General features: G+C 40.1%; 23 protein-coding genes and 2 rRNA genes. 21 read left to right on the top strand and 4 right to left on the bottom strand.

Annotated elements, in window-relative coordinates; all coding sequences use genetic code 11:
- A 23S ribosomal RNA gene (locus O1D97_RS14095) occupies positions 1-1,614 on the top strand; the annotation flags it as partial.
- Between the two features lie 260 nt (positions 1,615-1,874).
- Positions 1,875-1,989 (top strand): 5S ribosomal RNA (gene rrf / locus O1D97_RS14100).
- A 739-nt stretch (positions 1,990-2,728) separates the two neighbouring features.
- On the opposite strand, the gene O1D97_RS14105 is transcribed toward rrf, so the two are convergent.
- On the bottom strand, positions 2,729-3,331 hold the full coding sequence (locus O1D97_RS14105; RefSeq protein ID WP_269126564.1) for a LysE family translocator: 603 nt from the start codon (positions 3,329-3,331) through the stop codon (positions 2,729-2,731).
- Between the two features lie 109 nt (positions 3,332-3,440).
- On the opposite strand from O1D97_RS14105, the gene O1D97_RS14110 reads away from it, so the two are divergent.
- A complete protein-coding gene (locus O1D97_RS14110; RefSeq protein ID WP_269126566.1) occupies positions 3,441-4,835 on the top strand; it encodes an aminotransferase-like domain-containing protein in 1,395 nt (464 codons plus the stop codon).
- A gap of 112 nt (positions 4,836-4,947) precedes the next feature.
- Here O1D97_RS14110 and O1D97_RS14115 read toward each other — a convergent pair whose 3' ends face one another.
- The 3 genes from O1D97_RS14115 to ppsA all read right to left on the bottom strand — a co-directional run bounded on the left by O1D97_RS14115 (position 4,948) and on the right by ppsA (position 9,183).
- Positions 4,948-5,601 carry a class I SAM-dependent methyltransferase gene (locus O1D97_RS14115; RefSeq protein WP_269126567.1) on the bottom strand — a complete coding sequence of 218 codons (654 nt, stop codon included), beginning with the start codon at positions 5,599-5,601 and terminating at the stop codon, positions 4,948-4,950.
- 258 nt (positions 5,602-5,859) lie between these two features.
- Positions 5,860-6,336: a glutamine amidotransferase-related protein gene (locus tag O1D97_RS14120; RefSeq protein WP_269126569.1), complete on the bottom strand. Its 477-nt coding sequence runs from the start codon at positions 6,334-6,336 to the stop codon at positions 5,860-5,862.
- Positions 6,337-6,789: 453 nt separating this feature from the next.
- Positions 6,790-9,183: a phosphoenolpyruvate synthase gene (gene ppsA / locus O1D97_RS14125; RefSeq protein ID WP_269126571.1), complete on the bottom strand. Its 2,394-nt coding sequence runs from the start codon at positions 9,181-9,183 to the stop codon at positions 6,790-6,792.
- Between the two features lie 216 nt (positions 9,184-9,399).
- Here ppsA and O1D97_RS14130 point away from each other — a divergent pair, with 216 nt between their 5' ends.
- From O1D97_RS14130 to O1D97_RS14215, 18 genes are all read left to right on the top strand, one after another.
- Complete coding sequence (locus O1D97_RS14130; RefSeq protein WP_269126573.1) at positions 9,400-10,203, top strand: pyruvate, water dikinase regulatory protein; 804 nt, start codon at positions 9,400-9,402, stop codon at positions 10,201-10,203.
- Between the two features lie 439 nt (positions 10,204-10,642).
- On the top strand, positions 10,643-13,189 hold the full coding sequence (rnr, locus tag O1D97_RS14135; protein ID WP_269126575.1) for a ribonuclease R: 2,547 nt from the start codon (positions 10,643-10,645) through the stop codon (positions 13,187-13,189).
- 193 nt (positions 13,190-13,382) lie between these two features.
- Positions 13,383-14,144 carry a 23S rRNA (guanosine(2251)-2'-O)-methyltransferase RlmB gene (gene rlmB / locus O1D97_RS14140; RefSeq protein WP_269126576.1) on the top strand — a complete coding sequence of 254 codons (762 nt, stop codon included), beginning with the start codon at positions 13,383-13,385 and terminating at the stop codon, positions 14,142-14,144.
- Positions 14,145-14,160: 16 nt separating this feature from the next.
- Positions 14,161-15,228, top strand: coding sequence for a nicotinate-nucleotide--dimethylbenzimidazole phosphoribosyltransferase (gene cobT, locus O1D97_RS14145; RefSeq protein ID WP_269126578.1), 1,068 nt, complete (start codon positions 14,161-14,163; stop codon positions 15,226-15,228).
- Positions 15,229-15,231: 3 nt separating this feature from the next.
- Positions 15,232-16,023, top strand: coding sequence for an adenosylcobinamide-GDP ribazoletransferase (locus tag O1D97_RS14150; RefSeq protein ID WP_269126580.1), 792 nt, complete (start codon positions 15,232-15,234; stop codon positions 16,021-16,023).
- Positions 16,020-16,601, top strand: a complete 582-nt coding sequence (locus tag O1D97_RS14155; protein WP_269126582.1) for a histidine phosphatase family protein — start codon at positions 16,020-16,022, stop codon at positions 16,599-16,601. The genes O1D97_RS14150 and O1D97_RS14155 overlap by 4 nt, the downstream gene beginning before the upstream one ends.
- A 39-nt stretch (positions 16,602-16,640) precedes the next feature.
- Entirely contained in the window at positions 16,641-17,264 is a 624-nt protein-coding gene (locus O1D97_RS14160) for a trimeric intracellular cation channel family protein (RefSeq protein WP_269126584.1), read from the top strand.
- Positions 17,264-17,872, top strand: a complete 609-nt coding sequence (cobO, locus tag O1D97_RS14165; RefSeq protein WP_269126586.1) for a cob(I)yrinic acid a,c-diamide adenosyltransferase — start codon at positions 17,264-17,266, stop codon at positions 17,870-17,872. The genes O1D97_RS14160 and cobO overlap by 1 nt, the downstream gene beginning before the upstream one ends.
- Positions 17,866-18,915, top strand: coding sequence for an endonuclease/exonuclease/phosphatase family protein (locus tag O1D97_RS14170; RefSeq protein ID WP_269126588.1), 1,050 nt, complete (start codon positions 17,866-17,868; stop codon positions 18,913-18,915). Before cobO ends, O1D97_RS14170 begins: the two co-directional genes overlap by 7 nt.
- A gap of 133 nt (positions 18,916-19,048) precedes the next feature.
- Positions 19,049-19,660, top strand: a complete 612-nt coding sequence (locus O1D97_RS14175; RefSeq protein ID WP_269126590.1) for a YitT family protein — start codon at positions 19,049-19,051, stop codon at positions 19,658-19,660.
- Between the two features lie 68 nt (positions 19,661-19,728).
- Complete coding sequence (locus tag O1D97_RS14180) at positions 19,729-20,256, top strand: GNAT family N-acetyltransferase (protein WP_269126592.1); 528 nt, start codon at positions 19,729-19,731, stop codon at positions 20,254-20,256.
- A gap of 26 nt (positions 20,257-20,282) precedes the next feature.
- A complete protein-coding gene (locus tag O1D97_RS14185) occupies positions 20,283-20,975 on the top strand; it encodes a pseudouridine synthase (RefSeq protein WP_269126594.1) in 693 nt (230 codons plus the stop codon).
- 84 nt (positions 20,976-21,059) lie between these two features.
- Positions 21,060-21,434: a DUF2750 domain-containing protein gene (locus O1D97_RS14190; protein ID WP_269126596.1), complete on the top strand. Its 375-nt coding sequence runs from the start codon at positions 21,060-21,062 to the stop codon at positions 21,432-21,434.
- Positions 21,435-21,532: 98 nt separating this feature from the next.
- Positions 21,533-21,883 carry a BufA1 family periplasmic bufferin-type metallophore gene (locus O1D97_RS14195; RefSeq protein WP_269126598.1) on the top strand — a complete coding sequence of 117 codons (351 nt, stop codon included), beginning with the start codon at positions 21,533-21,535 and terminating at the stop codon, positions 21,881-21,883.
- 15 nt (positions 21,884-21,898) lie between these two features.
- Complete coding sequence (bufB, locus tag O1D97_RS14200) at positions 21,899-22,735, top strand: MNIO family bufferin maturase (RefSeq protein ID WP_269126600.1); 837 nt, start codon at positions 21,899-21,901, stop codon at positions 22,733-22,735.
- 6 nt (positions 22,736-22,741) lie between these two features.
- Positions 22,742-23,503, top strand: a complete 762-nt coding sequence (locus O1D97_RS14205; RefSeq protein ID WP_269126602.1) for an HvfC/BufC N-terminal domain-containing protein — start codon at positions 22,742-22,744, stop codon at positions 23,501-23,503.
- Between the two features lie 7 nt (positions 23,504-23,510).
- Positions 23,511-24,050: a DoxX family protein gene (locus O1D97_RS14210; RefSeq protein ID WP_269126604.1), complete on the top strand. Its 540-nt coding sequence runs from the start codon at positions 23,511-23,513 to the stop codon at positions 24,048-24,050.
- A 140-nt stretch (positions 24,051-24,190) separates the two neighbouring features.
- Complete coding sequence (locus tag O1D97_RS14215) at positions 24,191-24,718, top strand: HugZ family pyridoxamine 5'-phosphate oxidase (protein ID WP_269126605.1); 528 nt, start codon at positions 24,191-24,193, stop codon at positions 24,716-24,718.
- Positions 24,719-24,736: the final 18 nt, after the last annotated feature.

The following is a 24,736-nucleotide window of genomic DNA, read 5'->3' on the forward strand; positions in this document are numbered from 1 at the left end:
CTTCCCCGCCGGAAGACCAAGGTTTCCTGTCCCATGCTAATCAGGGCAGGGTGAGTCGGCCCCTAAGGCGAGGCAGAAATGCGTAGTCGATGGGAAACAGGTTAATATTCCTGTACTTATGTATATTGCGATGGAGAGACGGAGAAGGCTAGGCTAGCACGGCGATGGTTGTCCGTGTTTAAGGTGGTAGGTTGAGAGCTTAGGTAAATCCGGGCCCTCTTAAGACCGAGAACTGATGACGAGTCCTCTTTTGGACGAAGTAGTTGATGCCATGCTTCCAGGAAAAACTTCTAAGCTTCAGATATGCATGAACCGTACCCCAAACCGACACAGGTGGTCAGGTAGAGAATACCAAGGCGCTTGAGAGAACTCGGGTGAAGGAACTAGGCAAAATGGCACCGTAACTTCGGGAGAAGGTGCGCCGGTTAGTGTGAAGGATTTACTCCGTAAGCATTGATCGGTCGAAGATACCAGGTGGCTGCGACTGTTTATTAAAAACACAGCACTCTGCAAACACGAAAGTGGACGTATAGGGTGTGACGCCTGCCCGGTGCTGGAAGGTTAATTGATGGGGTTAGCGTAAGCGAAGCTCTTGATCGAAGCCCCAGTAAACGGCGGCCGTAACTATAACGGTCCTAAGGTAGCGAAATTCCTTGTCGGGTAAGTTCCGACCTGCACGAATGGCGTAACGATGGCCACACTGTCTCCACCCGAGACTCAGTGAAATTGAAATCGCAGTGAAGATGCTGTGTATCCGCGGCTAGACGGAAAGACCCCGTGAACCTTTACTATAGCTTCACAGTGAACTTTGAACCTACTTGTGTAGGATAGGTGGGAGGCTTTGAAACTAGGACGCCAGTTCTAGTGGAGCCAAACTTGAAATACCACCCTGGTATGTTTGAGGTTCTAACTCAGGTCCCTTATCGGGATCGAGGACACTGTGTGGTGGGTAGTTTGACTGGGGCGGTCTCCTCCCAAAGAGTAACGGAGGAGCACGAAGGTGTGCTCAGCATGGTCGGAAATCATGCGTAGAGTGTAAAGGCAAAAGCGCGCTTAACTGCGAGACAGACACGTCGAGCAGGTACGAAAGTAGGTCTTAGTGATCCGGTGGTTCTGTATGGAAGGGCCATCGCTCAACGGATAAAAGGTACTCCGGGGATAACAGGCTGATACCGCCCAAGAGTTCACATCGACGGCGGTGTTTGGCACCTCGATGTCGGCTCATCACATCCTGGGGCTGAAGCCGGTCCCAAGGGTATGGCTGTTCGCCATTTAAAGTGGTACGCGAGCTGGGTTTAGAACGTCGTGAGACAGTTCGGTCCCTATCTGCCGTGGACGTTTGAGATTTGAGAGGAGCTGCTCCTAGTACGAGAGGACCGGAGTGGACGAACCTCTGGTGTTCCGGTTGTCACGCCAGTGGCATTGCCGGGTAGCTATGTTCGGACGGGATAACCGCTGAAAGCATCTAAGCGGGAAGCCTCCCTCAAGATGAGATCTCACTGGGACATAAGTCCCCTAAAGAGCCGTTGAAGACTACGACGTTGATAGGTTGGGTGTGTAAGTGCTGTGAGGCATTGAGCTAACCAATACTAATTGCTCGTGAGGCTTGACCATATAACACCAAAGTGGTTTTGAGTGATAAAGAGAGACTGAGAAAACTCGTAAAGAGAAGGGTCAAACGGCATCATGAAAAGATCATAGAGACACAGATTACGACAGCATCAGCAATGGTGTGCTGGTTTGATACTTGGTTATCGCTATTTCAAAAAAAGCATTGTTAAAGATTCAAGCACGTATTGGCGTGTTGTGAGTGAACCTGCTGGATTAAGCCTAACGGCTTAACACCGACACTCAGAACGAACGCAACCCGTTTGCTTGACGATCATAGAGACGTTGAACCACCTGATCCCATCCCGAACTCAGAAGTGAAAAGCGTCATCGCCGATGGTAGTGTGGCATTCGCCATGTGAGAGTAGGTCGTCGTCAAGTTTTATTTAGAAAGCCCTGATAGGTTATCCTGTCAGGGCTTTTTTTCGTCTGTAGGTTGGCCTTTAGGCCAACAATAATGCCACACAGCATACCTATATCGACTAACATGATACTTTTTGTCGGGATGAATCCCGACTTACATCTCCCGTAGGTTGGCCTTTAGGCCAACAATAATGCCACACAGCATACCTATATTGACTAACATGATACTTTTTGTCGGGATGAATCCCGACTTACATCTCCTGTTGAGATTAATGGCGACTTCAGACCGACAATGTTTGTGCGTAATAAGTTCCGACCTGTATTGCTCTTCAAGAGCAACCAATCAACTTATCCTGATGAGCCTCTTTTTGTCGGCATCAATGCCGACCTACCTTTCAAGTCGTTACTCCAACTATTTGCTGTGCACATTCAGCCATGCCGTCCAGTAAGTGTGTCTGCCAGAGGCTTTAAAAAAGCGTCTCTCTTTCGTTTAATTTAATTTTTTCCGATCAAAAACAAACAAAAACGAGAGAGACTATGGATCATTTAAAGCTACACCCTCAACAAATATAAGTTGCTATTGATTAATGAATAACTCAACCAGAAGGGTTGAATAAATTAATGGAGATGGCACCGAATAGCTTGTGAAGATTGAGCGACAAACGTATAGAGAGTCGTGCTACTATCGAGATGAGTTCCGGCCTTTGTTTCCTGCAGATACTCTTCACATAGCGTTAAAATAAATATTGTCACTAACTTATATAAACATCATGGGTAAAGTGGATAAAAGTAAAAGCCCCATGGTGACATTGAAATAGCGGTGGAACTTTGGTTGTTGAAGCTTATGTGAAACTAATTTTCCTATCGTAATCCACATAAATGAACCTGGCAAAGTTGCAACATTAACAATGAGTATTCCGAGTATTGCTGAAGGCCAAAACAAGTCCCCACTTAGAGTAAATACGGTGCTGATGGTAATTAATGTTGCCCATGATTTAGGGTTGATTAGTTGGAAGCAAGCGGCTTGGATTGTGCTTATAGGTTGCAGATCTTTATTCGAGCTCTGCATTTTTGATAGCGCTATTTTAATGGACATATAAACAATGTAGCTTGCAGCAATGACGGTAAATGCTTTATGCATATATGGCCAATGTTTAAATAGTTCACTTAAACCGAGAAGGATTGTTAGATGCAGGATTGTCATGCCACACCGTATACCCATGACATGGGGTAACGTTTTTCTTAAACCAAAGTGAGCTCCTGAATGAGCCAGTAAAATATTGTTTGGTCCTGGGGTGATTGTGCTAATTAAGCAAAATAAAATTATTGCAGGAACCAGTTCAATTAAAGCATTATTCATAATTCATTCTCAAAATAAATCTCTTTTTATATTGTATCAATACAATTGTTATTACATTTTGATTTTAAAGTTCTCACATTATAAAATTCAAGGCAATTATTTTATTGTTATGGGTACAATTTTGGAAATTAATGAAAACGACTTTAACAATGCTTGTACTAAGTTCCCAAAATACAAAGCGTTGGCATTTATTATTGAGCAAGAAATTCTTTCTGGAGGGTTGTCAGACCAGCAAAAACTGCCTCCCCAACGAAACTTAGCTGATCAATTAAGTATCACTCATGGAACGGTAACAAGGGCTTATGATCTACTAGAGGAAATGGGCCTGGTAAAAGCAAAACTCGGCTCAGGGACTTATGTTAGTAGTTCTAGACCGCATATATCTACACTATCTGAAAGTGAATATGATTTTGCATCGAGTATGCAACCGATGTTGGGTCAGCAGGCTTTAGTTAAATGTGCTTTAAATGAATTGGCCCAAGATCAAAATTCTATTAAAAGTATTTTGAATTATGCGCCACAGGGTATTTTGAAGCATAAACAAGCATTTTTGTCTTGGTTAGGCAAAAAGGGCATTAGGGCAGATTTAAGCGATATTGCGTTTACACAAGGAGCACAGCAAGGAATTTATACTTGCTTACAGGTTCTGGCTAGTGAAGGAGATTACGTACTCCACGAAGCGTTGGCATATCCAGGTTTCTTTCGAGCGGTAGACGCGAACAAGCTTAAGCCATTAGGGGTTCCTTTGACGAATGACGGTTTAGATCTCGCCATATTAGAGGAATACTGTTTGCAGTTTAAACCTAAGATTTTGTACGTTACACCAAATATACAAAACCCAACAAATATCAAATATTCTAAAAAACAGTTAGATGCAATTGTTAGGTTAAGTGGAAAATATCAGTTTTATATTATTGAAGATGATGTAAATTATTGTTTGCCTGAGGACTGGAGAGTACCGTTACAGCAACAGGCACCCGAAAGAGTATTTTACCTATCTAGTCTATCTAAGTATGTCGCTGGCGGGTTAAGAGTGGCTTATAGTTTGGTTCCTAAATCTTGGCAGCAGGCATTTAATTTAAGTATTCATAGTCAATGTTGGATGGTTTCAACGTTAAATATAGAGTTAGCCGCGCGTTTTATCATTAGAGATAGTTTCCAACATAACCAATCATTGTTAGAAGATGAAATGCGTTATAGGCAGGACGCTTTTCAGGGGCTTGTAGGTAAATATGGTTTTAATACGCGTTCGGGTGGCTTAAATGTATGGCTAGAGTTACCAAATGGCATTAATGTAAATCAGTTTAATAATTTTTTGGCGTCAAAGAAAATTAAGGTCAGAACCGCTGATTTGTTTTGCTCTCCGCGATCGACTCTACCCCAAGTGAATGGCATAAGAGTCTCTTTAGGTGGGTTTAATTCAAGAAATGACTTTGAATATGGCCTAGATAAATTTGAGCAGGCTTTGATTGAGTTTAGAGAAGAAGATGATGTAGTTATTTAATGTTGTCTAATATTCTATTATGAATCGTCGGTTTCCTAAAGCGAAGTAATGGCCTTGTATCGTCAACTTCGTCGTAAATAGGCATCATGTTATCCTATGAATAACTGGACCATTATCGGTCAAATTTAAGGATGTGTCCTTTAAATTGGTTTGTTAAATAGTCTGTATGCAAAGGTTTAAAATGTCTGTTTTCAAAGCCAAATTCAGTCATTTTAGTTGTCAGTTTACTTTTTCTGCCTCTGCCTGGGTCTACTAATATCACTTCGCATTTATCATTGGCGTGGTTTTGTATGAAGTTCGCTAATAATAGAATGTGCTGATCTTCGTATAAAAGGTCACTACCAACGATCAAGTCGAATTTTCCAAGTGTGCTCTCATCGTTAGCCCAATCTACCCTTTCAAAAGTAATGTCTTTGTCATCATTTAAAAGCGTATTTCTATTAAGAAAGCTTTCCACTTCTGGGTGATAGTCGGTAGCCGTAATATCTTCATTTCGATGATTAAGAAGTAAGCTAGATAGGGCTATGCCGCAACCAATTTCTAAAATCCGCTTGCCTTCGGTTTTATAATCTAATAAATAGTTTGCCAGTACTAACCCTGATGGCCATACAATACCAAAAAGAGGCCAGGAAGCTGAGGAGATCCCTAAGGCTTCGGCAATACCTTTAGGATCACTGAATTCTTGATTATCGCGTAAAGTACATATATGTATATCACTACTACCTAACTCAATAGTTTGATAGCGGACACGTAGAGGGGAAGACATATTTAATCCTAGTAAGCAGTAAGCAGTAAGCTAAGCCAGTTATCTAGTATAAATATAAATGACGAAACAGAAGGTGTAACAGGATAAAGCAATTTTTAAATGACACAAGGCATATAATTAAAAATTTCAAACTCAATCTAATTAATAGGTTTTTTGTATGTAATGGCGCTACTTCATTTCAGATCAAGATAATACGTTTTATGACTAGAATTAGACGTACTATCTGAATGGTATCTGAGAGATTATAGGCAGAGTAGGTTATTTTTGAGAGAGGAATTCGCTAAACCAATGGGCGATAATTTTTTCATCGGTATGCTTTTCTAAAGATTTTGTGGCTTCTAATAATGTAGTTTTGGGAATAATGTCTTGCTTTATGTTCATGAGACTTTGGAGATACGCTTTATTGAATTCAGGGTGTCCTTGAATGGTTAAAATATTAGGGGTAATATTTAGCATGTAATTCGGGCAGAAGTCGTTTTTTAAAATAACGTGGCTATGCTTTGGAGCTTCGATGACCTGATCTTGGTGTATAACAATTAAATTCAACTGTTCCTTTTTATTGAGGTTTGCCCAAACTGGAATAGAGTCCGTACTAACATTGGTGGTGGAGACGCCTAACCCCCACCCTTTAGATGATTTTTTCACTTCACCACCGAGTGCTTGTGCAATAATTTGATGACCGAAGCAAATGCCAAGTAATTTTATCGTAGGGTTACTTTTTATGGAGCGAATCAACTGCTCTAAGGGGGGATCCAGCTATGTTTTTCGTACGCGCCGTGACGGCTTCCGGTAATTAAGTAGGCGTCGCATTCTGATAGCATTTGTGGGAATTGGTGGCGTTCAATATCATATATAGAAAAAGTGAGAGAAGGGTTTATAGCGCTTAAAAGATCAATAAACATATCAGAATATTCACCATGATCTTTTGTTAACCTTGTATCGACTGAGTCGCATTTTAAGATACCGATTTTCATCTGTTTTTTTTGCTCTCTTAAATCTTTTTTATCATCCAGTTTAACTAGAGAGAATTATTGATAATAATATTACTTAAGTCTATTTATACTTGTCATAAAAAGGTAAAAAAGCCCCATTACAAGCTGTAGTGGGGCAAACTAGAGAGATTTTGTCTAAGTTATTCCGGCTTTGAAAGGGGTACAAGTCCGAATTAATTAGACTGCTTGGCTGGTATTAAACAGCCTTCTGATTTGATGTGTTACCTTTCAGTACCTCATCAAGATGCAGCCAGGTTTCCACAACTGTATCTGGATTTAACGAGATGCTTTCAATTCCTTGTTCTACTAACCAATCAGCGAAATCGGCATGATCGGAAGGGCCTTGACCACAAATACCGACATATTTTCCTTTTGCTCGACAAGCTGAAATGGCCATTTTTAATAGAATTTTCACAGCATCGTTACGCTCATCAAACTTATCTGCGATAAGGCCTGAATCACGGTCTAAACCAAGAGTTAGTTGTGTTAAATCGTTAGAACCAATAGAGAAGCCGTCAAAATATTCTAAGAACTGATCTGCTAAGAGTGCATTAGAAGGAAGTTCGCACATCATGACCACTTTTAAGTCATTTTCACCGCGAGCTAAGCCCTGCTCTTTAAGTAGTTCAGTTACTTGGCGTGCTTCTTCTACGGTTCTTACAAATGGGATCATTATTTGAATGTTGGTGAATCCCATGTCATTTCGAACTCTTCTAATGGCCTCACACTCAAGGGCAAAGCAATCTTTAAATGAAGGGTCTATATAGCGAGCGGCGCCACGAAAACCAAGCATTGGGTTTTCTTCATCAGGCTCAAATAATGGTCCGCCAATTAAGTTGTGGTATTCATTGGACTTAAAATCAGACAATCTAACAATGACCGGTTTGTCGGAGAAAGAGCAGGCAAGGGTAGAAACACCTTCTACTAATTTGTCGACATAGAATTCAACAGGACTATTGTAGCCAGCAATACACTGAGATATCTCTTCTTGTAGACTGGCATCAAGAGAATCGAATTCAAGTAATGCTTTAGGGTGAATTCCAATCATTCTGTTAATGATGAATTCTAAGCGAGCTAAACCAATTCCAGCATTAGGAAGCATAGCAAAGTCGAAGGCTCGATTAGGATTACCGACATTCATCATGACTTTAACCGGTATGTCAGGCATGTTTCCAACTTCAGAAGTAATAACTTCAAAAGGTAGAGTACCTTGGTAAATCATACCCATGTCGCCTTGAGCGCAAGACACTGTCACTTCTTGATCTGTTTTTAGTACCTTAGTGGCATCGCCACAACCAACAACGGCAGGTATACCAAGTTCACGGGCAATAATCGCCGCATGACACGTTCTTCCTCCTCGGTTGGTGACGATAGCGGAAGCCTTTTTCATAATGGGTTCCCAATCAGGGTCTGTGATGTCGGTTACTAAAACATCGCCTTCTTGGATTTTGTCCATTTCGTTAATGGATGAAAGTACTTTGACTGAACCAGAACCTATTTTATGTCCAATCGCACGACCTGTGATTAAAACATCGCTTTCTGCTTTAAGAACAAAACGTTCCATACTCTGGAGGTTGGATTGACTACGTACGGTCTCTGGACGCGCTTGAACAATGTAGATTTTGCCATCAATACCGTCTTTAGCCCACTCAATGTCCATGGGTCTTTGATAATGAGTTTCAATGATGCAGGCCTGACGGGCTAGATCTTCGATCTCATCATTAGTAAGAGCAAAATCATTCTGTTGTTCTAGTGTTACAGGGACGATCTGTACAAACTCGTCAGACCCCTCTGGTGCGTATTCCATTTTTTGAGCTTTGCTACCTAACGTTTTTCGGACGACTGCAGGTTTGTTGTTCATTAACGTCTTTTTGTGGACATAAAACTCGTCGGGATTCACTGATCCTTGAACGACCATTTCACCTAGACCGTATGCTGCAGTAATGAAGATAACTTCATCAAATCCTGATTCAGTGTCTAACGTGAATAGAACCCCTGCGGCGCCGATATCGCTACGGACCATTTTTTGAATGCCGGCAGAAAGGGCAACCCCTTTGTGCTCAAAACCTTGATGAACTCGGTAAGAGATGGCTCTGTCGTTGAATAAAGAGGCAAAGACACGTTTAATGGACAGTTTTATGCTGTCTAGTCCGCATACGTTTAAGAAGGTTTCTTGTTGTCCTGCAAAGGAGGCATCTGGTAAATCTTCTGCGGTTGCTGAAGATCGAACAGCGAAAGAAGCGTCTGTGTTGTCTGCGCTGAGTACAGCAAATGCAGACTCTATTTCTTTATTAAACTCATCTGAAAAGGACGCTTCTTCAATCCAGGTGCGAATTTTTAACCCTGCATCAGCTAAGGCATGAACATCATCGACGTCCAAAGAATCTAATAAAGCATGAATTCTGTCGTCTAAACCGCTTTCTACAATAAAGGTTTGATATGCGTAAGCTGTGGTAGCAAACCCATTTGGGACTTGAATTCCTAAACGGGTTAAATTGGAGATCATTTCACCAAGAGAGGCGTTTTTACCGCCTACTTGATCTACGTCTGTCATTTTAAGATCTTTAAACCACTTGATAAATTTGCTCACGATGACTCCTAATGTTTACGCGATATTATTTTTATAACTTGTATTTACGGATTAGGTTATTTTCGGTGTAATGAAAATAACAATCACACGCTTCCCACAAAGCTGACTTATTGTAGGGAGATTCGCAGGAAGGAATAAACCTGAATATTTGATGTAGTTTTATTTCAATCAAGAAAATTGATCTTGTCAAATAACAACAAAATGGTGGAAAAACAAATGAAAGTGTACTTTGTGTCAGATGGTACTGCGATTACCGCAGAAGTCTTTGGGTCGGCTATGTTGTCTTTTTTTGATGTGAAAATTGATACCATCAGTGTGCCGTTTTTGACAACAGAAGATAAAGCTAGAGGTTTCTGTAAACAAATTAATAATGAAATTGCGTTAGGCCACCAAACCTTAGTTTTTTATACTATATCTGATCCTGTTATTAGCGATATTATTCAAACAAGTGACAGTCATTGCTATAATTTATTTGGTGATTTATTGTCCCCAATAGAAAATGCCTTAGGGGTAAAGGCGAGGCCAACAGCACAAAAAGCGCATGGGATTAAAGAGGGGGTTTATGATGGTCGAATTGACGCGATAAACTACGCCTTAGCTAATGATGACGGGTGCTCCGTTAAAAATTTAGATGAAGCTCATGTGATTCTTTTAGGTGTCTCTCGCTCTGGAAAAACACCAACCAGCTTGTATCTAGCGATGCAATATGGAATCAAAGCGGCTAACTACCCAATAACGGAGGATGATTTTGATCCCCTGAAGCTTCCTTCCGCATTAAAAGCACAAAAGAAAAAGCTGTATGGGTTAACCATTGATGCGAATAGATTACATGAAATTCGTACCGGTAGAATGGCTTCAAGTAAATATGCTTCCTTGCGTCAATGTCGCTATGAATTATCTGAAGTAGAGACATTATATAGGCAAGAGAGAATTCCATTTTTGAATTCAACACGTTTATCTGTGGAAGAAATTTCCACCAAAGTGATGGCTGATATGAATTTGGACCGACATAGGGTTTAGTCTTTAGTCAGTAGATATATCGAAAAAACTGATCTATCTACTGAATTAACCGTATTTTTATAAGAAAAAAATTTCTCATGTATTTACAGGGTTGAATTTTGTGCCGCAGGCGTAAAAAAATGATTGGAAAAACATCAAACTAGCGACTTTGTTGTGGAATTTCATACATTCAACATGTCTCATCCTCAAGATAGTGTTTGTATTACCATCAAGATCCATCACTTTCCCGTGTTTAAGATGAATTCTTCTCGTTTAATCATTAATGAAATTCTGCGTTATTCCATCTATTAAAGAGTATTCTTTGATTATGCTCTATAATGGATAAAAATTGTCACACCTCACGGTTATTATCAATTCTCTTTTGTTTGAGTTCGATATAGAGGTTAGGCAAACCATTAAAAGCCAGCTGAAAACTTAGCTTGCTTAATTGAAGGATAGAATGACTTTGAGTAAGAAAAATATAAATGACCCCTTTCAACAACGTGAAGCGTCAAAATATGAAAACCCAGTCCCAAGCCGCGAGTTTATACTGGAATTTTTAGCCAGTGAAAATCGTCCTGTTGGGCATGAAGAAATGTGTGGGATTTTCCAACTTGGCAATGATGATGAAATAGAAGCATTGCGTCGCCGTTTAATTGCAATGGCACGAGACCATCAGCTTAATTCTCTTAATAATGAGTATACGATACTTGAAGAGGCGGACCTTATTGAAGGTCGAGTTCAAGGAAATAAAGAAGGTCATGGCTTTTTATTACGTCAGAATGATGATGATATTTTCTTATCTTCTCGTCAAATGCAAAGTGCAATGGATGGTGATCTAGTCACAGTAAGACTGTCTGGACGCAACGTCAAAGGACGTTTGGATGGTATTGTTGTTGAGGTGTTAGAAAGAAAGAATCATCGAGTGGTTGGTCGTTACTATGAGGAGAGTCAAGTTTCTTTTGTGACGCCTGAGAACCCTCGTATAGCACAAGATATTTTAGTATCAAAAGAGTCTGGTTTAACGCCGAAGCACGGACAGTATGTAGTGATCGAATTGCTAACGTTTCCTGAGAAAGGTCAAGCGGCAACAGGAATAGTAACCCAAGTATTGGGTGATTTTATGGCTCCTGGTTTAGAAATAGATATCGCTATCCATAAGTTCGATATCCCTAATGATTGGCCTGCTGCTGTTTTACAACAAGTTAAGCATTTTGGCTTCGAAGTAGAAGAAGGAGATAAAGTTAATCGAGTGGATTTACGTAGTACGCCGTTTGTTACGATTGATGGTGAAGACGCGCGCGATTTTGATGATGCTGTATATTGTGAAAAAACCCCCGGTGGTTGGAAGCTTTTTGTTGCGATAGCGGATGTCTCACATTATGTGAAAAAAGGCACTGCATTAGATGAAGAGGCGATCATTCGGGGTAACTCGGTTTATTTTCCTGGTCGCGTTGTTCCCATGTTACCAGAAGTCTTATCGAACGGTTTATGTTCCCTAAATCCAGATGTTGATCGTCTTGTTATGGTCGCTGAAATTTCTTTGACTTCCCGTGGTAAGATGCGTGGGTACAAATTTTATGAGGGTATTATTTGTTCCCATGCTCGTCTAACTTATTCAAAAGTCGCTAAAATGATTGCAACTGAGATAGATGATCAAGGTGAAGAGTTAAGACTCCGTTATTCTTCTATCGTCTCTCACATTGATGCTTTATTTGGGCTTTACAATGTCCTTAAATCGGCGAGGGCGGAACGTGGCGCAATGGAGTTTGACACCGTTGAGACACGCATGGTTTTTGACCAAGATTCCAAAATTGAGCAAATCGTCCCTATTGAACGCAATGATGCGCACAAGTTGATAGAAGAGTGTATGTTGTGTGCAAACGTTGCCACAGCAGAATTTTTATTGAAAGCGAATATCCCTGCATTATTTCGAGTCCATGAAGGACCAAAAGAAGAGCGTTTACAAACACTAAGAACGTATTTATCTGTCTTGGGTCTTGAATTAGGCGGTGGTTTAAAACCGACACCAGACGACTATGCTTTGTTGTCCCAACAAATTCAAGGTCGTGTTGATGCTCGTAGTATTCAAACTATGATGTTGCGTTCAATGAGTCAGGCGTCCTACCAAGCGGATAATCAAGGACATTTTGGCCTAAATTATACAGCGTATACGCATTTTACTTCACCAATTCGTCGTTATCCTGATTTACTTGTTCATAGAGCCATTCGCTACTTAATTCGTGGTGAAGGTCGCCCAAAAGTGACTCAAGCTTATCGTGTACCGAACAGCCCAGAGATCAAAAAGAACAAAATTTACAGTTATGATGATGCTCAAATGGATGATTTGGGAACGAATTGCTCCATGACTGAGCGACGCGCGGATGAAGCCACTCGAGACGTTGAATCATGGCTTAAATGCCAGTATGTAGAGCAGCACATTGGTGAAGCATTCGATGGTGTTGTTACTGCGGTGACTCCATTTGGTCTTTTTGTTGAACTTAAAGATCTCTTTGTCGACGGTCTAGTTCATATATCTTCTTTAGGAAAAGACTATTTTATTCATGATCCTGACTTGCAAGCCATTATTGGTGAGCGTACGGGACGTGTTTATCGTTTAGGTGACGTTCTTAACGTTTTGGTTGCTAAGGTGAACTTAGAACAAAGAAAAATTGATTTAGAATTGCAAAATAATGGCTCGTTGAATGATAAAAATCGTCGACCAAAACCCATAAAGCGTAATGATGTGTCAGAACTAGAAATGCAATTGGCTCAACTGCCTTCATTAGAACTGGGTGGCCGAGCTAAGAAAAAGGATCTTATTGACGTAACAGGTGACACTAGTCATGAAGATACTTCAAGAGAAAGTGAGGTAAGGGCTACTGGAAATGCCAATGAAGTGACGAATAAACCTAAGCATCGTAAGGGCAATGGAGAGAATACACGTCCAAGTCGAACTAAAGTGAAAAAAATCAACGAAGAAAATAGACTCGAAGAAAAGTGGTGAAGAGAAAAGTAAACCAAAAAAGAAAAAAAGCCGTTTATAAAAAGCAAAGACAGTAAAGGCGATGCACCAAAACCAAGTACAAAAAAAGAGACAGGTACGGTCGTCAAAAAAGCTAAGAAAAAAGCAAAAAAAGCAATGCTAAGCCGAGAGCCGGTACAGCGTAATACATTTACAGGTTTAATATTAGGTAATTATGTCAGATTTAGAATGGGTTTACGGCATTCATGCTGTTGAGAATTTGTTAGTGCAACAGCCAGAGAAAATTAAAGAAGTGCGTTTTCAAGAAGGCCGTGATGATAAAAAAATTCAGCGTTTAACGAAGTTATGCCGTGAACAAAAAGTGACTAATAACATTGTTCCTAGAAAGGATATAGATAAACTTTTTTCTGGCAATAAAGAGCGAGTCGTTCATCAAGGTGCTGCCGCACTTGCTGAAATCACTAAAGCGGGAGACGAAGCTGAGCTTCATAAGCTAGTTGGCGCTTTAGAAGAACCAGCATTAATTGTGATTTTAGATGGTATAACGGATCCTCATAATTTAGGGGCTTGTTTGCGTAGTGCTGATGCTGCAGGTGCACATGCCTTGGTGATGCCAAAGGATAAATCAGCACCTTTGAATGCAACGGTAAGCAAAGTCGCTTGCGGGGCCGCAGAAAGTCTTCCTGTCTTCTCTGTAACTAACCTTGCGAGAACGATGAAAAAACTACAAGACCAAGGCGTTTGGATATTTGGCACGGCCGGAGAGGCTACTCAGACCATTTACGAACATGACTTAACCATTTCAAGTGCCATCGTTATGGGAGCCGAAGGTGACGGAATGCGCCGACTTACCCGTGAGCAATGTGATTATTTGGTGAAATTACCTATGGCTGGTGTGGTGTCGAGCTTAAATGTCTCTGTTGCTACAGGTGTTTGTTTGTATGAAATCGTTCGTCAGCGTACATTAAAGAATTAATCTAGGAAATACCTTTGTGAAAGCATTTAATTTTCCAGACATTAAGCCGGTTGCTACATCGCTTGAGTCTGCATTAATGGAAAAAATTAATAATAAAACCAAGCCGCTGGGGTCTCTTGGGATACTAGAAACATTAGCTTTGCAGCTGGGGCTAATTCAAAATTCACCGTCACCCACTGTAGATAAGCCAAAAATGCTTGTATTTGCAGGGGATAATGGCGTAGCTGTTCAAGGCGTGAGTCCTTTCCCTCAAGAAGTAACCCAGCAAATGGTGTTGAATTTTTTGGCAGGGGGCGCGGCGGTAAGTGTGTTTTGCCAACAGCATAATGTGCCTTTACAAGTAGTCGATGTTGGAGTTAATGCTGAATTGGCGACCGTGCCTTTACTAACTAATCATAAGGTGGGGATGGGAACGAAAGATTTCTCTGTCTCACCTGCGATGACCGAAGCTGAGTTCCTGCTTGCTTTAGGTGCGGGTGTTAAAGAAGTCGATTTGGCTCATTCTGAAGGTAAAAATATTTTACTCTTTGGGGAAATGGGGATAGGCAACACAACGATAGGTGCCGCGTTAATGAGTGCGCTGTTGTCAAAACCTGTTAAAGAGTGTGTAGGGGCTGGTGCGGGCTCTACGACAGCTGGAATTGAGAAAAAAATAGCCGTAATAGAAACGGCATTTACTCGAATAGAAGCGTTTTATCAACAACCGATAACCGATTTATCGCCTGAGGTTATCGCTCAAGAATTGGCCGGATTTGAAGTTGTTGCTATGGCTGGAGCGATGTTGCGCTCAGCAGAATTAGGCATCGCCTATGTTATCGATGGTTTCATCTGTACTGCGGCATTGTTATTGGCGTCAAAGTTAAACCCGCATGTGGTTGATTATGGCATTTTTGCCCATCAATCCCATGAGAAAGCTCACTTGGCTTTACTGGCTCATTTTAAGGCTAAGCCTATCTTATCCTTATCTATGCGATTAGGTGAAGGGTCGGGAGCGATTGTTGCTTTACCTATTATTCAAAGCGCGACAGTATTCCTTAATAACATGGCCAGTTTTGAAAGCGCTGGTGTTAGCGAAGGTCTCTAGTAAATGAACCCATGGGCAGATTTTAGGGAGAGTGCCAAACGCTCTTTGGTTACTTACACTCGTTTCCCTATATGGGTGGATTGGAGTAAGCCGAAACCAAGTTTACCTCCTGTGGCTTTTTTGCCATGGATTGGTTTACTTGTCGGCCTTTTAAGTGCCTGGCCTCTTGCTGTTGGTTTTCTCGGTCATGAGTTACAAGTGTTATTTATGTTACTCACTGCGGTTCTTATTACCGGGTCTTTTCACGAAGATGGTTTAATGGATGCAGCGGATGGTCTTGTCGGTGGTTGGACTATTGAGACGCGCTTACAGATCATGAAGGACTCTAGCATTGGTAGCTATGCGGCCATTGCTATTTGGTTTGCCTTAACGATTAAGTTTTTTTTACTGGTTCGAATATTGAGTGAATCGGCTTCTACTTATTGGGTTATTACTATTTGGTTGCTGATACATTCAGCGGCCAGAGTGCTGCCGTTATTCATTATGAGAAACCTGCCTTATGTGAGTTCTGGTGAGAGTAAAGCCGCTAAAATGATTGACGCTTTATCTTTGCGGCAATTGTGTTTTGCTATTTCCCCTGGTTTTTTATTGGCTGTCGTCACGTTTGGCTTAATAGGCGGGCTGGTGTTTAGTGTTTCTATTCTTGGGCTAGATAAACTCATGCGTCTTTATTTGTCTCAGAAGTTACAAGGTTTTAACGGTGATACCTTAGGGGCTAGTGAGCAGCTTGCAGAAATTGTGTTGCTATTAGTGTCATTGTTATTACTGTCTTTGGTACAGGGGGTGATGTATTGAAATTGGTTTTAATCCGCCACCCTAAGCCTGATGTAGCCGTAGGAACCTGTTATGGTCGTACTGATCTAGATTTGCCTGACGGCTGGAGCACTCAAGCAGGGCACGTAAAGTCATGGCTGAATAAGAACTTAAAAGGCGATGTTTACTTTCAGCATAGCCCTTTAAAGAGAGCGGCTTTACTTGGTCAACATCTGAATACAGCGTCAACAGCCGAAGACGAGTTAGTTGAACTAGATTTTGCCGACTGGGAAGGAAAGCTTTGGAAGATGATTCCTCAGCAAGAGATTCAAAAGTGGGGAGAAAATCTCGAATTTAACACGCCTTTTAATGGAGAATCATTAATGGATGTTCGATCTCGATTGGATACATGGTGGCAGAGACAGAAAAATTGTGGGTTAGAAAATCTTGTTGTGGTTACACACTCTGGTGTCATTAAGGTTTTAGTATCCATGTTATGTAACTGGCCTTTAAATCAAGCATACACAATTGATGTCGGCTTTTGCAGCGTAACTGAACTGTCAGTTAATGGAGATTATATAACGTTAAAGCGATTGGGTGCTGGGGACTGGGTTGTATAGTTTTGGATTATTTAAAATCCATATGATAATGAGAGAAGAATGACGTCATATATTTTGGGTATGTTTGGGATTGCTGCATTTGCGATTACAGGGGTAATTTCATCAGGCAAGAAGGGCATGGACTTATTTAGTCTTGTTTTTTTGGGGATGGTGACTTCTCTTGGAGGGGGGACGATTCGAGATGTGATTTTATCCATGGAAACCGTTTATTGGGTAAAAGATACCTCATATCTCTGGGTGGCGGCCATGTCATCTATGTTTGCTTTTTTCGCAGTGCGTGTTATTGAGAATCGAGAAGGGTTATTTAACTATGCGGATGCTTTTGGATTAGCTTTATTTACAGTGGTGGCGACAGAGAGGGTACTTCTCTACGGATTTTCTCCAACGATTGCTATTACCATGGGGGTTATTACCGGCATAGTCGGCGGCATAATTCGAGACGTATTGAGTCATAGGTCTCCTTTGGTACTTGGACGGGAATTTTATGCGACCCCTGCTTTTCTTGGGGCGTTTTTAATGGTTATCTTAGAATACAGCATTCCAGATCATGAATTTAATGCTATTTACGCCGTATCTTTTATTTTTGTATTACGTGTTTTGGCAATGAAAAAAGGCCTGTATTACCCAAATTGGTTGTTATATCAAAAGAAGAGACATGACTAATGAATGAGAAAGTGGACGCGGTTTCAGCAAATGAAGCAAGGTTACTAAAAAAGAAAGCCATCGTAGATGAGCGCATTGCGTCAGCAACAGAAGAGCGAGGCGTAACCATTCTTTTAACCGGAAGTGGTAAAGGTAAAAGTTCTAGTGGTTTTGGCACTATGACTCGAGCCATTGGGCATGGACAAAAATGCGCGGTTATTCAATTTATTAAAGGGCGTAAGGAGACAGGAGAACAGCTGTTTTTCGGGGCGCATCCTTTAGTATCATTTCATGTTATGGGGCATGGTTTTTCATGGGAAACCCGTAATCCAGAGCTTGAAAAGCAGGCCGCAGATCAGGCTTGGGAACTTGCCAAGGCAATGCTAGCGGACCCTGAAATTGATTTTATTCTATTGGATGAAATTACCTACATGTATAAATATGGGTATTTGCAAATTGAAGAGTTACTGGATGCATTGGCATCACGTCCGTCTCATCAAAATGTGATGATGACAGGACGAACGGCTCCAAGACGCTTGTTAGATACCGTTGATACACACAGTAAAATTGAAAATGAGCGACATGCTTTTGCAAATGGCGTAAAGGCTCAAGCGGGTATTGAGTGGTAATTCGTATTGCAACCTTTAATACGGCTTTAAGTCGAACTAATGGAGGCGACTTAAAGCGAGCTTTATCTAAGAAACAGGATAGTCAAGCTCGCCAAGTTGCCCAAGTGATAGCAGCCGTATCTCCAGATATTATTTTATTAAATGAATTTGATTACGATGCGGACGATCGTACTCTTGAATTATTCCAAAAAAATTATCTTTCTCTTCTTATTGAGCCTTATTCATACTCATTTATTGCCCCTGTAAATACTGGTATACCTTCTGGCCGAGACTTGAATAAAGATGGCCTTGTTTCCGACGAAGGAAGTGATGCTTTAGGTTATGGTTTTTTTCCAGGACAATATGGAATGGCCGTATTATCTCGATTTCCTATTGACTTAAAGTTATCTCGGACTTTTCAACAGTTTTTGTGGAAAGATTTGCCTAATGCAAAATTACCAAAACATGCAGATGGTAGTGATTGGTTTGATTTAGAAGATCTGGCTATTTTACCTTTAAGCTCAAAATCTCATTGGGATTTGTCTATCGATATAGAAGGACAGACAATCCATTGTTTATGTTCTCACCCTACGCCGCCAGTGTTTGATGGTAAAGAAAAAAGAAACGCGTGCCGTAATCATGATGAAATACGATTTTGGACAGAATATTTGTCTCAAAATAACCATATTTATGATGATCTTGGCCAATACGGAGGGTTAGATAGGAGGGCATCTTTTGTTATTTTAGGGGACTTAAATGCTTCAATTAATGAGGGAGACTCTTTTAGTGGTGGTATCGGCGGTCTATTGGCGCATACACGAGTTAATAATGATGTGACTCCTTTAAGTGAAGGAGCAAGACAACACTCTCCTAATATTGATTATTCTGAATACCATACGGCAAATTGGAGAGTGAGGGCTGACTATGTTTTGCCTTCTATAGACTTACTTGTATTAAATTCCGGTGTTTACTGGCCTAACTTGTTAGATAGCATGTCGTCTATTGTTGAGACGGCATCTGATCATCGTCTGGTGTTCATTGATATAGAGCTGATAACGTCATAAAACTGTATATAAAATTGTACAGATACTGTCTTTTTTATCTAACAGGTTTCTATCTATACTTCTTATCTAATGTTCCTTACTTTAGAATAATGATTCCGGATTTTATGCCAAAATGTGTTAAGTAGAGAGAGAAATGAGTTTAAAAAAAGACGTAGTAAAACACAGTTTTTTAGAAGATATTCAGGCTATGGTGATTGGTACTTTACTGATTTCTTTAGGTGTTACCATGTATGGAGAGGTGGGTTTGTTAACTGGCGGAACCGCTGGGTTGGCTTTTCTGGTGCAATACTCCACATCACTTAGTTTTGGAACGGTATTTTTTGTTATTAATTTGCCTTTTTATTGGTTATCTATCAAACAAATGGGTTGGGAGTTCACCTCAAAAACCTTCTTCTCTGTTTTTCTAGTATCGTTCTTTTCTGAAATGACACCTAATTTTATTCAATTTGAAGCAATGAATTCTTTATATGCCAGTATTGTTGGTGGTTTTTTGATTGGAGCGGGTTTCTTAATGCTTTTCCGCCATAATGCGAGTTTAGGTGGGTTAAATATTCTGGCTCGATATTTGGCTCAAACCCGTGGTGTTTCTATGGGGAAATTCCAAATGTGTGTCGATAGTGCGGTTATTTTCTTGTCTGTCTTTACTGTAGACTGGATTCTTATTGTTGTATCTATTCTAGGTGCGATTGCTCTAAATTCTATTATTGCCGTGAATCATAAACCGGGTAGATATAATATTACCTAATTATCATGGCTTATTGCTTTTATTCACTTAGCCTATACAGACATTTTATTATTTTACGAGAAAGATAGATGGTGTTATTAAAGTTAGAAAAACTGGAACCTTACCTAGATGATTTAGTGCTTTTATTGACGGATGCGGTTGAAAATGGGGCATCAATAGGTTTTTTGCCACCATTAAGTGAAGAAGAAGCGAGAAATTATTGGTTAAAGGTTCAAGAAGAGTTACTTAGTTATGATCGCCAGGTTTTAGCTGTAAGAGATGAGGATCGCTTAGTCGGGACAATACAAATAGAAACTTCTCCGAAGGCAGATGCACTACATCGTTGTAAGGTTGAGAAGTTAATCGTATTGCATGACTTTCAAGGTAACGGGTTTGCTAAGGCTTTAATTGAGGGGGCTGAACGTGTGGCCGCATCGATGCAAAAGCAATTAATTTTCTTGGAAACAAGAACAGAAGACAGCGCTTCTCACCTGTTTACTAAAATGGGTTATATTGCTATTGGGGATATTCCAAATTATGCCCGTGGCGCACATGGAAATTTAGAAGCAACTACTTTTTTTTATAAAGAAGTCGAGCCTACATTCGAAACTTTTTAACCATTCATGATCACGAGAGAACTCAATTGAGACTAGATTTCTACCTATCCCATGCTGAAGGCATGAGCCGTAAAGACGCAAAATTAAACATTACTAGAGGCCGTATTAAAATCAATAGTACTGTCGTCAAAAAGGCGAACACTCAGGTTAAAGAAAGTGATGAGGTCACTCTCGATGGCGTTACAGTAGGGTGGCCGTCAGAACGTTATTACATGTTACATAAGCCCGTGGATTATGTTTGTGCAACGCAAGATGACGAACACGCAACGGTATTGGATCTGATTCCCGCTAATTTACATAAAGATTTAAAAGTAGTGGGGCGTTTGGATATCGATACAACAGGCTTGTTATTACTTACAACGGATGGTCAGTGGTTACATAAAATCACTTCACCCAAACATGAGTGTTCTAAAACGTATATTGTTCATCTATCTACCCCTATTACAACCAATGCAATTACTGAACTTTCTAATGGCATCATGTTACATGGAGAATCAGCCCCAACTTTGCCTGCAGACGTTGAGCTGATTTCAGAAAGGTGTATTCGTTTGTCTATAAAAGAAGGAAAATACCATCAGGTTAAGCGTATGCTAGCGGCAGTTGGTAACCATGTTGATACATTGCATAGAGAATCTATTGGCAGCCTTTCTTTAGGTGAGGAGCTCGCATTAGGTGAATTTAGAACACTCACAGAAGGTGAAATTAACGCTTTAAGTTAAATTTCTGCAATATGCTGTATCATATCTTTAAGTGAATAAACAAACAGTGAATAAACAAACAGTGAATACACAAGAGAGCATTTTATGTCGCAAGAATTATCTGTTGATCAAAGGGTTATGTTGCTAGCGTCTCCTGATGACGAGCGTTTGTCGTATTTTTTAGAGCAAGTTAAGAGCTCAAGTCAGCTATGGAGCTTAAGTAACGAACAAGGCTTCGTTATGGTTGAGACGGACGAAGGTGATTGCGTTATGGTATGGCCTGATGCAGAGTTTGCTGCGCAATGGGCTGTAGATGATTGGGATGATTGCGAGCCAGTCTTAATCGATCTAGCTACGTTTAAATCAACTTGGTTACCTAGCTTAATCACGGATGAAGTTTCTATTGCAGTCTTCCCTAATATTGAAGATGAAGGGAAGCTATTAACGGCTACCGAACTATCTGAACAATTAGGAAAATAAAATTACAAAAAAAATGAACTAACTTTTTTCATAGGGGTCTATTATTTCACATGCGCATTAATTAACAATTTTTCAAATGAAATTATGAGGCACTAACTATGAAACTTAATTTAAATAAAGCTCTTATCGCTGGCGCAGCCGCTGCGGCTACTTTCTCAACTGTTGCGGATGCAAAACCAAATGATCAATTATCTATTGCGTCAAATGCTCCAGAAGCAATTAAAGCTCAGTTCTCTGAATGGGTTGGTGGAGAAAGTATTCGTGGTCGCAAAGACCGTTGCTACGGTATCGCTCTTGCTGGTGACAATGATTGTAAAGCGGGTGCAGGTACAAGCTGTGAAGGTACATCAACAGTAGATTTCCAATCTAACGCTTGGACATACGCACCTAAAGGTAGCTGTGAGTTTATAATGACGCCTAATGGTAATGCTTCTAAAAGTGCATTTTAATTCATTGTCGTAACGATGAGCTTATTACCTTTAAAAGGGTTAGCTGGTATTAATTTAAAGCCTCAGCATTATGATGAGGCTTTAAATTTAATCGACTCAAGTTATTGGTTTGAATTTCATACCGAAAACTTTTTTGTTGGAGGTGGTCCTCGTTTAGATTACTTACAGCAGGTTGCTCAACGATTTCCTATTAGCTTGCATGGCGTAGGTGCGTCTTTGGGAAATGTTTTTGATAATTTTTCAGAGCACTTACGAGAAGTCAGAAAGTTGGTGAAACAATTTAATCCTGCTTTAGTATCTGAACATGCGACTTGGTCGGCCCATCAAGAAAGTTATTTTGCTGATTTATTACCCCTCCCTAAAACCGATCAAGCATTACAGCAATTATGTGATGGTATAGATCGTTACCAGAATGCCATTGAACGTCCTATTTTAATAGAAAATCCAAGTAATTATTTGGATTTTGTCTCTGAGTTAGATGAGCCTGATTTTTTAATGGAAGCGGTGAAAAGGACGGGATGTGGGTTGTTGGTAGACGTAAATAACCTTTATATCAGTCATAGAAATTGCGGTTTGAATATTCAGGATTACTTTTCACGTATTGATCCCAGTGTTGTAGGCGAAATTCATATTGCTGGCTTTTCGCAAGATGAACAATTCGCTGATGCATTATTAATTGATAGTCATGGTGCCGCCGTAGATGATCAGGTCTGGCATTATTTATCTTTATCATTAAAACACTTTGGTCCAGTTCCTGTCTTGTTAGAAAGAGATGATAATATTCCTTCTTTTAATGAGTTGCGATCCGAACGAGATATCGCTCAGGCATTGCTGAATTCATTTCGTACTTGAGGCAATATGGATACACTAGCTGACTATTTTGATTCTTTTTCTTTATATTTAAAAACGGGCTCCGATACTCATATTAGAAAATTTCTTGAAGGAAATAGAAATACGCAGTTTATGTCTATTTACCGAAATGGTTTTCTTAAGTCATGTCTTTCTGCGTTAAAAGCAAACTTTCCAAGTGTCGTTAACCTTCTAGGAGAGAATTACTTTACTCAAATTGCGAAAAAATACATTGTTGATTTTCCTCCTAGACAAGCCACACTTGTTGGGTATGGGGATACTTTTGTGACTTTTTTAGCAAAGATGGAACCTGACTTACCTTATTTGAAAGATTTTGCCTTACTGGATTTAACCTGGTTAGCCTCTTTGAATAGTGAAGAAAGTAAGGTTTGGGATCTATTGAAAGTTAACGACATGATTTCTCAGGAGGTTGATTTAAGCTTGGTTCCCGTTTCTCTGGTTTCTTCAGCGTATTTAATTGAAGTCGACTATGATTTATTGGATATGTGGCTGCTTTTAAAAAAAGAAAAAAGGTTAAATGAAGCCATCCGCCTTTCTCAAGAAAAGCAGCATATTATGTTATGGCGATGTTCAGGTGAAATCAGAGCGAGGGTGTTAAAGAAACTTGATCTAGTTTTATTAGAGCATTTAGAGGAAGGAGCGAACTTGGAAGAGGTAACCTTACAGGCACTACAAATAGAAAAAAACTTTGATATTTCTGATTATTTTTCAGAACTGCTACAAAATCGATTATTAACTTTGGTGTCTTGAGGTGTTTATGGGTATTTTTTCAAAGCTCTCTGATTTATATGTGTCCCTTTTTTCCGTTATCAATCAATGGTTGACTCCCATCGTATTGCTTGGTCTTCGCATACAAATTGCGAATGTCTTTCTTGCGTCTGGTCTTTCTAAATGGAATGGTTTTTTGCAGTTTAATGCGGATAAGTACGATTTGTTCTTGTATGAATTTTTCTGCCCTGATCCGATAAGACCAGGTGCTTTATTACTGTGTAACCCAGAGACATTAGATTACGATGCAGGTTCTGGTATAGTCAGTTTTATAGAGCTGCTTGCTGTATTGGCTGGTGTTGTTGAAGTGGTATTACCTATTTTATTAATTGTTGGTTTCTTGTCGCGTTTTGCCTCTATTGGCTTGATTGGAATGACGTTATTTATTCAGTTGGCAGTTTTCCCTGAGTGGGGTCATTGGGTTAATCCTGCGTCTTGGTGGTTTGGGGTTCTAATGGTGCTACTTGTTTTCGGTCCCGGAAAGTTATCGATTGATCGCTTTATTGGGTTAGAGAGACATAAGAACTAAGTAACTTATTGTCGTTTCAATATGTTAAAAAGCATGGGTTTATCTGTGTTTTTTTATGATTTTCATTGAGTGATTTAGCCATTTTAGCCAGTGAAGTTATGATAAAATGCGGTTTTTCAGTGTTAGTATAAGTAGCAAAAATGAAAAACAAAGTATTGCAACGACAATTAAATACGGAAGTCATCGATTTATTAAATAGGACCAAAAGCCTGTTTTTATCCTCCTTAAATCAGGATGGTTCACCCCATGCCTCTTACGCTCCTTTTGCTATCAAAGATGATGTATTGCTGATTCTGATTAGTGGATTGGCCGCCCATACTCAAAACCTGCTACGTACCCCTAAGCTATCAGGGTTAGTTACAGAAGATGAGACTCAATGTGATGATATTTTTGCTCGTTTAAGAGTCTCTTACGATTTTGAAGTGTCTATTGTGGCGGCTCAAAGTGATGAATGGTATGCCGGAATTCAGCAATTACAAGCTCGGTTAGGATCAAGAGTAGAACAAATTAGTCAATTAGGTGATTTTGTTTTGTTTAAACTGACCCCAATAAAAGGGCGTTTTGTAAAAGGTTTTGGCAGAGCGTATGATATTTTAGGCGGAACACTTGCTGGTGAAGAGGTAGTTCATGTTTCTCCCAGCCGCTTGTCTAACGGAACTCAATTGTAGCAACGGGTTTGAATTATA

It is taken from the genome of Marinomonas phaeophyticola, assembly GCF_026966905.1.
In the GTDB taxonomy this organism is placed as follows: domain Bacteria; phylum Pseudomonadota; class Gammaproteobacteria; order Pseudomonadales; family Marinomonadaceae; genus Marinomonas; species Marinomonas phaeophyticola.